Annotated in this window: 6 protein-coding genes; all 6 read left to right on the plus strand. The window is 74.0% G+C overall.

Annotation, left to right across the window (positions count from 1 at the left end):
- Nucleotides 1-247: 247 nt before the first annotated feature.
- The 6 genes from M8C11_RS25770 (at nt 248) to M8C11_RS25795 (ending at nt 12,651) form a co-directional block, all read left to right on the plus strand.
- Nucleotides 248-3,493, plus strand: coding sequence for an efflux RND transporter permease subunit (locus M8C11_RS25770; protein WP_252453911.1), 3,246 nt, complete (start codon nt 248-250; stop codon nt 3,491-3,493).
- A gap of 116 nt (nt 3,494-3,609) precedes the next feature.
- Nucleotides 3,610-4,431, plus strand: a complete 822-nt coding sequence (locus M8C11_RS25775) for a polysaccharide deacetylase family protein (protein ID WP_252453912.1) — start codon at nt 3,610-3,612, stop codon at nt 4,429-4,431.
- A gap of 9 nt (nt 4,432-4,440) precedes the next feature.
- Nucleotides 4,441-5,685: an MFS transporter gene (locus M8C11_RS25780; RefSeq protein WP_120573342.1), complete on the plus strand. Its 1,245-nt coding sequence runs from the start codon at nt 4,441-4,443 to the stop codon at nt 5,683-5,685.
- Between the two features lie 64 nt (nt 5,686-5,749).
- Nucleotides 5,750-6,652: a homoserine kinase gene (gene thrB, locus M8C11_RS25785; RefSeq protein WP_252453913.1), complete on the plus strand. Its 903-nt coding sequence runs from the start codon at nt 5,750-5,752 to the stop codon at nt 6,650-6,652.
- Between the two features lie 335 nt (nt 6,653-6,987).
- Entirely contained in the window at nt 6,988-9,081 is a 2,094-nt protein-coding gene (gene rho, locus M8C11_RS25790) for a transcription termination factor Rho (protein ID WP_252453914.1), read from the plus strand.
- Nucleotides 9,082-9,222: 141 nt separating this feature from the next.
- A complete protein-coding gene (locus tag M8C11_RS25795) occupies nt 9,223-12,651 on the plus strand; it encodes a phosphodiester glycosidase family protein (RefSeq protein ID WP_252453915.1) in 3,429 nt (1,142 codons plus the stop codon).
- Nucleotides 12,652-12,789: the final 138 nt, after the last annotated feature.

Here is a 12,789-nt window from a genome sequence, read left to right on the forward strand (position 1 = left end):
GACCGCCCTGATCCACGCCACCTCGGGGAGGTGGCGGCATCCCCGCTCTTGATCGACACCAGCTCGGGGAGGTGGCGGGATCGGAGTGGGTGGATGCCACCACCTCGGCGAAGTGGAGTCGATCAAGGCGGCCGGGGACGCCCCCGAGAGCGGCGGTGTCATCGGCTGGGGCGGATGCCGGGAGTGTCGGGGCGTGCGGCAGACTCAGACACCCCCGCAGACACCTCTCCAGGAGTGAGTAACGCCGATGTCGCTGCTCGCCAGATTCAGCCTCGCCAACCGGGGGCTGATCGCCCTCATCGCGTTGGTGACCACGGCCTTCGGTCTGTTCGCCGTGCCGTCGCTGAAGCAGCAGCTCCTGCCGTCGCTGGAGTTCCCCGCCGCGTTCATCGTGGCGACGTACCCGGGCGCCGCGCCGGAGATCGTGGAATCCCAGGTCGCCGAGCCGATCGAGAACAGCCTCAAGGGCATCCCGGGCCTGGACAAGGTCACCTCGACCTCGCGCGAGGGCGCGGCCACGGTCCAGGTGCAGTACGAGTTCGGCACCGACCTGGACGACGTGGTCAACAAGATGGAGACCGCGCTCAACCGGATCGACTCCCAGCTCCCCGAGGGCGTCGACCCGCAGGTGATCGCCGGCAGCACCGACGACCTGCCCGCCGTGGTGGTCGCCGCGACCGGTGACGGCGACGAGCGGGCGCTGGCGGAGAAGCTGCGCAGCGCCGTCGTACCGGAGCTGGAGGCGCTGGACGGCGTCCGCGCGGTGGACGTCACCGGCGCCCGGAACCAGGTCGTGACCATCACGCCGGACCCGGCGAAGCTGGCCGCCGCCAAGGTGGCGCCGACCGCCATCGCCTCGGCGCTCAAGAGCAACGGCGTGGCCGTGCCGGCGGGCGCGCTCGCCGACGGCGACCGGTCGCTGCCGGTGCAGGTGGGCACGCCGATCCGTACGCTCGACGACCTGCGCGGCATCGTGCTCACCACGGCCCCCGCCGCCCCGGTACGCCTCGGCGACGTGGCCGCCGTGGAGCAGCAGCTCGCCCCGGCCACCTCGTTCACCCGCACCAACGGCAAGCCGAGCCTCGGCATCGCGGTGACCGCCGCTCCGGACGGCAACGCGGTGGAGATCTCGCACGAGATCCGGGACCGGCTGGACGAGCTGGGCGACGCCGCGGGCGCCGAACTGACAGTGGTCTTCGACCAGGCCCCGTTCGTCGAGAAGTCCATCGAGAGCCTGACCACCGAGGGCCTGCTGGGCCTGGTCATGGCGGTCGTGGTGATCCTGGTCTTCCTGCTGTCGGTGCGCTCCACGGTGGTCACCGCGGTGTCCATCCCGCTGTCCGTGCTGGTCGCGCTGATCGTGCTCTGGTCCGGCGACTACTCGCTGAACCTGCTCACCCTCGGCGCGCTGACCATCGCCGTCGGGCGGGTGGTGGACGACTCCATCGTGGTGCTGGAGAACATCAAACGCCATCTGGAGTACGGCGAACCGAAGCGCGACGCGATCCTCACCGCGGTCCGCGAGGTGGCCGGCGCGGTGACCGCGTCCACGCTCACCACGGTCGCCGTGTTCGCGCCGATCGCCCTGGTGGGCGGCTTCGTCGGGCAGCTGTTCGCCCCCTTCGCGATCACCGTGACGGTGGCGCTGCTCGCCTCGCTGCTGGTGTCGCTGACCGTCATCCCGGTGCTGGCGTACTGGTTCCTGCGGCCGCGCGGCGGCGACGACGACGCCGCCGCCCGGCGCGCCGCCGAGGAGAAGGAGCTGCGCAACCCGTTGCAGCGGGCGTACCTGCCGGTGATCGACTTCGCCACCCGCTCGCGGAAGACCCGCTGGGTCACGGTGGGCCTCGGCCTGCTCGTGCTCCTGGGCACGTTCGGCCTGGCGCAGAAGCTGGAGACGAACTTCCTGGACGACTCCGGCCAGGACACGCTCGCCATCCGGCAGGAGATGCCGGCCGGCACCTCGCTCGCCGGCACCGACCGGGCCGCCGCGCGGGTCGAGGAGGTGCTGCGGCGTACCCCTGGGGTGGAGACCTACCAGGTCAGCGCCGGTGGTGGGGACAACCCGTTCGCCGGCGGCGGCAGCGACCGGGCCACCTGGTCGCTGTCGCTCTCTGAGGACACCGACGCCGCGACGGTACGGCAGGGCCTGCGCAAGGAGCTCGACGCGCTCGGCCCGGAGGTGGGCGAGCTGACGTTCGGCGGCGGGCAGAACGCCTCCGCCAACCAGGTCGAGGTGGTCGTGCAGGCCGCCGACCAGGAGACGCTGACCCGGGCGGCCGAGGCGGTACGGGGCGCGATGGCCGGCACGCCGGGCGTGGAGGACGTCACCAGCAGCCTCGCCACTCAGGTGCCGCGCGTCGAGGTGACAGTGGACCGGGTGGCCGCGGCCCGCGCGGGTCTCACCGAGGCGGCCGTCGGGCAGCTCGTCGCGCAGACGTACCGGGGAGCGCCGCTCGGGCAGGTGACGCTCGACGGTACGGCGCAGAACGTGGTTCTCAGCAGCGGGGCCCGGCCGCCGCTGACCGTCGAGGAGCTGCGGGCGCTGCGGGTCGGCGCGGTGCCGCTGGACGCGATCGCCGACGTCGAGCAGGTCGACGGCCCGCAGCAGGTGACCCGGATCGACGGGGAGCGCAGCGTCTCGGTCACCGGCACGGCGACCGGCTCGAACCTCGGCGCCACCACGCAGGAGCTGCAGAAGCGGCTGGACGCGCTGGACGTGCCGGGCGCCACGTACGTGATCGGCGGCGTCAGCGCCGACCAGGCCGACGCGTTCGCGGACCTCGGTCTCGCGGTGCTGGCGGCCATCGCGATCGTCTTCCTGATCATGGTGGCGACGTTCCGCAGCCTGACCCAGGCGCTGATCCTGCTGATCTCGGTGCCGTTCGCCGCGACCGGCGCGATCGGGCTGCTGCTGGTCACCGGCACGCCGCTGGGTGTGCCGGCGCTGATCGGCGTGCTCATGCTCGTCGGCATCGTGGTGACGAACGCGATCGTGCTGCTGGACCTGATCAACCAGTACCGGGCCCAGGGCATGGACGTGACCGAGGCAGTGGTCGAGGGCGGCCGGCGGCGGCTCCGGCCGATCCTGATGACCGCCGTCGCCACCATCTTCGCGTTGCTGCCGATGGCGCTCGGCCTGACCGGTGAGGGCGGCTTCATCTCCAAGCCGCTGGCGATCGTGGTGATCGGCGGCCTGCTCAGCTCGACGCTGCTGACGCTGGTGCTGGTGCCGACGCTCTACACCATGGTCGAGCACACCAAGGGCTCGTTCCGGAACCGGCGGCGGGGCGGCGCTCCCGAGCCGGTCGAGCCGCGGCCGGAGCCGGACCCGGTGCCGGTCGCGGTCGGCGGCGGGGAGCGGGCCGAGGAGCGGGCCGTGGTGGCGCCGCCGCCGGCCCGCCCGTCGGGCGCGCTGGTCGACGGCACCGACCAGTTCGAGGTGCTCCGCCTGCCCAAGAGCCGCCAGTCGCCGCTCCCGCCCACCGAGTGACCGGCCGGGAGGGGCCCCGCGCGGGCCCCTCCCGGCACTCGGCGCGCGGGACACACCCGAGCCGCACCGGGCGGTACGCTCAGTGAGCTGCTGCCTACTTTCGGTTCGGAGGCGTGATGGCGGGGGGTGCGGGCCGGTGGGATCGGCGTACCGTGCTGCGCCGCTCCGCGCTCCTGCTCGGCGGGGCGGTGATCGGCTCCGTCGCGACCGTCGAGAGCACGTGGGTGGCCGACCGCCGGCTCCCGATCTCGGGCGGCCCGGCAAGCGCCACGCTCGGCAACCGCCACCAGGACGTCGGCACCGGCGGGATGCAGGTCGTCTGGGGCGTCCGCACCGAGGAGCCCCTGGTGGCGCTCACCTTCGACGACGGCCCCCGCCCACAGTGGACCCCGATGGTGCTCGACACGCTCGACGAGCACCGGGTGCCGGCCACCTTCTTCCTGGTCGGTGAGCGGGCCCGCGAGCACGCCACCCTGGTCCGGGGCCGGATGGGCGCCCACGAGGTCGGCAACCACAGCTGGGCGCACCGCGACCTGGCCCGGATGGACGCCGCGACGGTCTACGACGACCTGCGCCGCAGCCACGACGCGATCACGGCGGCCACCGGTTCGGCGCCCCGGCTGCTCCGCCCGCCCTGGGGGCACCTGGGCGGCTCGGTGCTGTACGCGTCGGCCCGGTTGGGCTACCGCCTGGTGCTCTGGACGCTCCAGATGGTCGAGAGCGAGTTCCCGCACGACCCGGCCGGGCACGCCCGGCGGATCGTCGCCGACGTGCGACCCGGCACGATCCTGCTCGGCCACGACGTCGGCAACGACGGCCGGCTCGTCGCGCTCCGCGGCCTGCCCGACATGATCAACGGTTTGCGGGCCCGGGGATACACCTTCGTCACGGTCTCCGACCTGCTGCGCCGCGCTGCCGCGCCCGGGGCGGCCCGGTAGGGTGCCCGCGTGTCACCCACCCTCTCGGTCCTCGTCCGCAACCGCGACTTCCGCCATCTGTTCCTCGCCGAGCTGGTGGTCTTCGGCGCGGACTGGTTCGTCATGGTGCCGCTGCTGGTGCTGCTGCCCGAGCTGACCGGCAGCGGCGTCTGGGGGGCGCTGGTGCTGGCGGTGGACACCGGCACGACCGCGTTGCTGCTCCCGTACGCCGGGACGATCGCCGACCGGTTCGACCGCCGCAAGGTGATGATGGTGGCCAACGTGGGCGCGCTCGCGGGGGTGCTGCTGCTGCTCGGCGTGCGCAGCGCCGGTACGGCCTGGCTGGCGCTGGCGGCGATCGCGCTGGTGGCGGTGGCGAAGGCGTTCTACTCGCCGGCCGCCCAGGCCGCGCTGCCCAACGTGGTCGACCCGGAGGACCTGGCCGCCGGCAACGCGGTCGCCGGCTCGGCCTGGGGCACGATGACGGTGGTCGGCGCCTCGCTCGGCGGCATCCTGAGCGCCGTGGCCGGCCCGTACGCCAGCTTCTGGGTGGCCGCCGTCGGCCTGCTCGCCGCCGCGGGCCTGGCCGCGCTGATCCGCCGGCCGTTGCAGGCGCCGCGCGACCCGGCGGCGACGGTGCCGCGCACCTGGGCGGCCATCCGGGAGGCCCTGCGCTACATCGCCCACCGCCCGCGCGTGCTGGCGCTGGTCACGGTCAAGTCGGCGGTCGGCCTGGGCAACGGCGTGCTCACCGTCTTCCCGCTGCTCGCCGGGGTGTACGGCGTCGGCGCGGTCGGGGCCGGGTTGCTCTTCGCCGCCCGCGGCGCCGGGGCGCTGGTCGGCCCGATCATGATGCGCCGGGTGCTGAGCAACCGGGCCTGGCTGCTCACCGGCCTGGCGCTGTCCATGTCGATGTACGGCCTGGCCTACCTGGGCGCCTCGGTGGTGACCTGGTTCCCGCTGGTGCTGGTTCTGGTGTTCCTGGCCCACCTGGGCGGCGGCAGCAACTGGGTGCTGTCCAACTACGCGTTGCAGGGCGAGGTGCCGGACCGGCTCCGCGGCCGGGTCTTCGCCACCGACATGATGCTGGCGACGCTCGCCATCGCGGTGAGCCAGTTGGTGGTGGCGCTCGTGGTGGACCGGGTGGACGAGCGCACCGTGCTGGCCGGCTGTGGCCTGGTCACCGTCGTGTACGCGATCGGCTGGCGGTTCGCCACCCGGCGGCTCTCGCTCACCGACCCGGTCGACACGCCGACCCCCGAGCGCACCGGCTGACACGCCGGTCCCACGCTCCGGGCGGTCCGGCCGGGCTGTCGGGGTGACGTCCTAGCATGAGCCGGTGCCGACCACATTCACCCCCGGCCCGGTGCGGGTCCGGGTGCCCGCGACCAGCGCCAACCTGGGCCCCGGCTTCGACGCGCTCGGTCTGGCCCTCGGCCGCCACGACGACGTCACGGCCGAGGTGACGGACGGCGGCGTACGGGTTTCGGTCACCGGCGAGGGCGCCGGCGAGCTGCCGTCGGACGAGCGGCACCTGATCGTCACCGCCATGCGGGCCACGTTCGACGCGCTCGGCGCGCAGCCGGCCGGCCTGGCGCTGGAGTGCGTCAACCGCGTCCCGCAGGCCCGAGGGCTCGGCTCGTCGTCGGCGGCGATCGTGGCCGGGGTGCTGGCGGCCCGCGCGCTGGTGGCCGACGGCGAGCAGCGGCTGGACGACGACGCCGCGCTGCGGCTGGCGGCCGAGCTGGAGGGGCATCCGGACAACGTCGCGCCCTGCCTGCTGGGCGGCTTCACGATCGCCTGGACGGAGCCGGGTGGCGCGCGGGCGGTCTCGCTGCCGGTGGCGCCGACGGTGCGCCCGACCGTCTTCGTGCCCGCCGAGCGGGGCCTGACCTCGGTGGCCCGGGCGGCGTTGCCGGCCACCGTGCCGCACGCCGACGCGGCGTTCAACGCGGGCCGGGCGGCCCTGCTGGTGCACGCGCTGACCGCGGATCCCGGGCTGCTGCTGCCCGCCACCGTCGACCGGTTGCACCAGGAGCAGCGGGCGCCGGGGATGCCGGCGACGGCAGGGCTGGTCGGTGCGCTGCGCGAGGCCGGTGTGGCGGCTGTGGTCAGTGGGGCGGGTCCGACGGTGCTGGCGCTCTCCGAGGTTCCGGCCGGATTCCAGGCGGGAACAGATTGGCGCCGGTGGGAGTTGCCGATAGATGTCAGCGGTGCCCGGGTCATCCGGGGTAGACTTTGACACGCCGAGCGGGGCCCTGTTGCCGCAGGTCGGACGAGGCGATTACGCTCTAGACCTAGCACAGCCGCGAAGCATGCGATCTTCCTGCGGTTCGGCGCACCCCCGAAGCTCTCGGCGGTAGCCCGTCACCCCTGCTCAAGGCCCACGCCGCGCCGCAGTTTCCACAGGTCGCCGCAGACGGCGAGACCTGCTCACCGATGGTGGTGAGTCGGGAAACCACCGGCTGCTGTGTCACAGACTCCCGCGACGCGTCATGCGAGGCGGGTGCACCGAGGCCGCCCGGCCACCTGGTTCCACGACTCCGGGCAGCCCGGCCTATCGAGGGAAGGAATCCATTGAGCGACACCACCGACGTGACGTCGGATGTTTCCAACGTCGCTGGCGATGCCACCACCGCCGCCCCCACGCGCCGCCGGCGGAGCGGCACCGGTCTGTCGGCGATGCTGCTGCCGGAGCTCCAGAGCCTGGCCGCGTCGCTCGGCATCTCTGGTACCGCTCGCATGCGCAAGGGCGAGCTGATCAGTGCCATCACCGAGCGGCAGCAGGGCGGCGCCGCGGCCGGAACCCCTCGACCGCGTGCCGAGGTGGCGGCTGCGTCCGCTCCCGCCCGTGAGGAGGTGCACGCGGAGGTCCGTGAGGAGCGGGCCGAGGCACGCCCCGCCGAGCAGGCGCCGGCCGCCGAGGTGACCGAGGGCCGTACCCGTGGTCGCCGCAGCCGGGCCGCCGCCGCTACCACCGAGGCGCGACCGGCGGAGACGCCGGCGGCCGAGGCGCGGCCGGCCGAGACGGCGCGCGCCGAGGAGGCGCCCGCCGAGACCGGCGAGCGGGCCGAGCGTGGCGGCGACCGGGCCGAGCGCGGTGAGCGCAACGAGGGCCGGGGCCGTGAGCGCGGCGAGCGCGGCGGTGACCGTGCCGAGCGTGGCGGCGAGCGGACCGACCGTGGCGAGCGGGCCGAGCGCGGCGAGCGCAACGACCGTGGTGACCGCAACGACCGTGGTGACCGCGCCGAGCGTGGTGACCGGGCCGAGCGGGGCGACCGCAACGAGCGGGCCGACCGGGGCGAGCGCGCCGAGCGCAACGACCGCAACGACCGCGGTGACCGGGGCGGCGACCGCAACGACCGGGGTGACCGCAACGACCGTGGTCAGCGCGCCGAGCGGGACAACGACGGCGACGACGACGGCGAGGGCGGCGGCCGGCGGGGCCGGCGCAGCCGGTTCCGGGACCGTCGTCGCGGCCGCGGCGAGCGGGGCGAGGGCGACAGCGGTGGCGGCCGCGAGCCGCAGGTCGGCGAGGACGACGTGCTCGTCCCGGTCGCCGGCATCATCGACGTGCTCGACAACTACGCCTTCGTCCGGACCACCGGCTACCTGGCGGGCCCGAACGACGTGTACGTCTCGATGTCCCAGATCAAGAAGTACGGCCTGCGCCGCGGTGACGCGATCACCGGCGCCGTGCGGGCCGCGCGGGACGGCGAGCAGCGGCGCGACAAGTACAACCCGCTGGTCCGGCTGGACACCATCAACGGGATGGAGCCGGACGAGGCGAAGCGCCGGCCGGAGTTCTACAAGCTCACCCCGCTCTACCCGCAGGAGCGCCTGCGGCTGGAGACCGAGCCGCACATCCTCACCACCCGGGTGATCGACCTGGTCATGCCGATCGGCAAGGGCCAGCGGGCGCTCATCGTGTCGCCGCCGAAGGCCGGTAAGACGATGGTGCTGCAGGCGATCGCGAACGCGATCACCCGCAACAACCCGGAGTGCCACCTGATGGTGGTGCTGGTGGACGAGCGGCCGGAAGAGGTCACCGACATGCAGCGGTCGGTGAAGGGCGAGGTCATCGCGGCCACGTTCGACCGTCCGCCGCAGGACCACACCACCGTCGCCGAGCTGGCGATCGAGCGGGCGAAGCGCCTGGTCGAGCTGGGGCACGACGTGGTCGTGCTGCTCGACTCGGTGACCCGGCTCGGGCGGTCGTACAACCTGGCGGCGCCGGCCAGCGGCCGGATCATGTCGGGTGGTATCGACTCCACCGCGCTCTACCCGCCCAAGCGCTTCCTCGGCGCGGCGCGCAACATCGAGAACGGCGGTTCGCTGACCATTCTCGCCACCGCGCTGGTGGAGACCGGTTCCATGGCGGACACGGTCATCTTCGAGGAGTTCAAGGGCACGGGTAACGCCGAGCTGAAGCTGGACCGGAAGATCGCCGACAAGCGGGTCTTCCCGGCGATCGACATCAACCCCTCCGGCACCCGCAAGGAGGAGGTCCTGCTCGCGCCGGAGGAGCTGGCGATCATCCACAAGCTCCGCAAGGTGCTGCACTCGCTGGACTCGCAGGCGGCGCTCGACCTCCTGCTGGACCGGCTCAAGCAGTCCCGCACCAACATCGAGTTCCTGATGCAGATCGCGAAGTCCACTCCGGGCGAGTGAGCTGACGGATCCCACGAACGAGGGGCACGGCCGCACCGGCCGTGCCCCTCGTCGCGTACCGGGCGGCCGACCGTGAAGTTTTTCTACGGTTAAGCCGAGAGGTATTGAAACTTCTGTTCACCGTCGGGTTGACTGTCGTCCATGCGAACCCGCAGTCGACCCGCCCACCTCGCCGGCGTCCTGCTGCTGACGCCGTTGCTGACCCTCACCGCGCCGGCACCGACCGCCGCCACCGCCGCGCCGTCGGCTGTCGCGCCGTCGGCCGCCACCGCCGCCGAGGACGCGCCACGCGCCTCGTCCCGTCCCGACTCCGCCGTCGCGCTCGCCGGTGTGGAGCCGGCCGGCGGCCTGGAGACCGCCAAGACCACCCGGCCGGTCGCGCCCGGCCTCGACCTGACCTCCTTCGACAGGTACGACGCGGCCGGCTGGCTGCGCGCCGACGCCCTCACCGCCGACCTGGCCGGCGGGCTGACAGTGGACTACGTGAACTCCGGCGAGGTCACGAAGGACGAGCCGCTGCGCGCCGCGGTCGACCGGTCCCGCGCCGTCGCGGCGGTGAACGGCGACTTCTTCGACATCAACAACTCCGGCGCCGCCCAGGGCGTCGGCGTCCGCTCCGGCGAGCTGGTGCAGTCGCCGGTGGCCGGGCACCCGAACGCCGTCGGGATCAGCGCCCAGGGCATCGGCCGGGTGGTCCAGGTCGGCTTCGAGGGCACCGCGACGCTGCCCGCCGGGCCGGTGCCGCTGACCCAGTTCAACAACATCGTGCAGCGCGACGGCGTGGGCGTGTTCACGCCGCTCTGGGGGTCGTACACCCGTAAGCGGGCGGTGGAGGGCGCGGCCCGGACGGTCGAGGTGACGGTGACCGGCGGCCGGGTGGCGAGCGTGGCCACCACGGCGGGCGAGGGGCCGATCCCGGCCGGCAGCACCGTGCTGCTCGGCCGCGAGGCCGGCGCCGACGCGCTCGCCGCGCTGCGTCCCGGCGACGCGGTGGACCTGACCTGGCGGCCGCGGGCCTCCGACGGCGGCGACCTGCGCGCCGCGGTCGGCGGCGGCAACGTGCTCGTGCGCGACGGCGTGGTGCAGGCCATCGCCGACGAGTCGCTGGCGCCGCGTACGGCTGTCGGCTTCTCCGCCGACGGCCGCAGGATGATCATGCTGACGGTGGACGGCCGGCAGGTGGACAGCCGGGGCGTCACCCAGACCGAGATGGGCCGCATGATGGCCGAGCTGGGTGCCGCCAACGCGCTCAACCTCGACGGCGGCGGCTCCTCCACGCTGCTGGCCCGGGAGCCGGGCGCGGCCACGGTCCAGGTGGAGAACAGCCCGTCCGACGGCAGCGAACGGCCGGTGCCCAACGGGCTCGCCGTCTACGCCCCGAAGGGCAGCGGCCGGCTCACCGGCTACTGGCTGGAGACCGCCAGCGACCCGACCGCCGCACCCGGCGTCGCGCCGGTGCGCGGCGGCCGGCCGGACCGGGTCTTCCCCGGCCTCACCCGCCGGCTCACCGCCGCCGGATACGACGAGACGTACGGACCGGCCGCGGGCGAGCCGCGCTGGCACGCCACCCACGGCCGGGTGGACGGCGACGGCGTGTTCCGGGCCGCCGTCCCCGGCCGCAGCACCGTCACGGCCGCCCGCGGCCGGGCCCGGGGCACGATCGAGCTGACAGTGCTCGGGCCGCTGGCGCGCATCGACGGCACCGTCGACCGGGTTGGCCTGGACCGGGCCGGTGACAGCGGCCTGTTCGGCGTGGTCGGCTACGACGCCGAGGGCAACACCGCGCCGATCGAGCCGGCCGACCTGACGCTGGAGTACGACAGCGACCTGCTCTCCGTCACCCCCACCGCCGACGGCAACCTGTCCGTCAAGGCGCTCGCCGCGACCGGCTCGGCGCTGGTCACCGCGCGGGTCGGCAACCGCACCACGGTCCTGCCGGTGACCGTCGGGCTGACCGACGTGCCGGTGGCCGGGTTCGACGACGCCGCGTCCTGGAAGTTCAGCCAGGCCCGCGCCTCCGGGTCGGTCGCACCGGCCGAGGGGCACACCGGCGGCGGGCTGCGGATGTCGTACGACTTCAGCCAGTCCACCGGCACCCGGGCCGCGTACGCCGACCCGCCCGCCTGGATCGACGTCCCCGGCCAGCCGCAGGCGTTCGGTATGTGGATCAAGGCCAACGGCGCCGGCGAGTGGCCCAGCCTGCACCTGCACGACGCGCAGGACACCCAGTTCGTGCTGCGCGGCCCGTACCTGGACTGGACCGGCTGGGAGTACGTCGAGTTCGCCGTACCGCCGGGTGTGCAGTACCCGGTGCGGGTGCGCCGGTTCTACGTCGCCGAGACCGACCCGGCCAAGCAGTACCGCAGCGAGGTGGTGATCGACGACCTGGTGGCCCGGGTGCCGCCGGACGTGCAGGCACCGCCGGAGCCGAACCGCACCGACCGGGTGGTGGTGCGCGACGGCACGGTGGACGGGGCGCCCTGGCGCTTCGCGGTGCTTTCCGACGCCCAGTTCGTCGCCGCGAACCCGGACAGCGACCTGGTCGCCCAGGCCCGCCGTACGCTGCGCGAGGTCCGCGCCGCCCGGCCGGACTTCCTGATCATCAACGGCGACTTCGTGGACACCGCCTACCCGGCGGACTTCGCCCTGGCCAAGCGCATCCTGGACGAGGAACTGGACGGCCAGGTGCCGTACCACTACGTGCCTGGCAACCACGAGATCATGGGCGCGCCGATCGACAACTTCCGCAGCGTCTTCGGGGACACGTCGCGCGTCTTCGACCACCGGGGCACCCGGTTCCTCACGCTCAGCACCGCCACCGGCTCCCTGCGCGGAGGCGGGTTCGACCAGGTGGAGCTGCTGCGCCGGACGCTCGACCAGGCCGCCGCCGACCGCTCGGTCGGTTCGGTGGCGGTGCTCTTCCACCATCCGCCGCGCGACCCGAGCCCGGCCAAGGCGAGCCAGCTCGGCGACCGCAAGGAGGCGGCACTGGTCGAGCAGTGGCTGGCCGACTTCCAGCACCGCACCGGCAAGGGCGCGCTGATGGTCAACGGTCACGTCGGCACGTTCCACGCCGACCGGGTGGACGGCGTGCCGTACGTGATCAACGGCAACTCGGGCAAGGACCCGTCCACCCCCGCGGCGCTCGGCGGGTTCACCGGCTGGACCGAGTTCGGCGTGGACCCGGTGACGCCGGGGGAGGCCGAGCGGGCCCGCCGTGACCCGCTGGCCGAGGGCCCGCGGTGGGTGAGCGCGGAGATGCACGCCCACGTCGACCGGCTCGCGGTGACCGCCCCCGCGCAGGTGTCCCGGCGTACGCCGGCCGACGTCACGGCCACGCTCACCCAGCCCAGCGGCCGGCAGGTGCCGGTGGCCGCGCCGGTCAGCGCCGACTGGTCCGGGTCGCCGAACCTGCACATCGGCGGCGCGGCGGGCGTACGCCCCTGGCACGCCGCCCGCTTCGACCCGGCCACCGGCACGCTCACCGCCCTGCGCCCCGGCGCCCAGGTGCAGCTCACGGTGACGGTGAACGGCGTCAAGGCCGAAACCCAGGTGACCACCACCCCGTAACCGCCCGGCCTCCACCCCGCCCCAGCCCCGTCGATCATGAAGTTGGCCCGGACAAAAGCGACAGGAAAGACGGTCAAGTTCATGATCGACGGGGTGGGGGCCGGCCCGGGGCGGGGCGGTGGGGGAGTGGGTGGGGTG

It is taken from the genome of Micromonospora sp. CPM1, from assembly GCF_023896895.1.
Classification (GTDB): Bacteria; Actinomycetota; Actinomycetes; order Mycobacteriales; family Micromonosporaceae; genus Micromonospora; species Micromonospora tulbaghiae.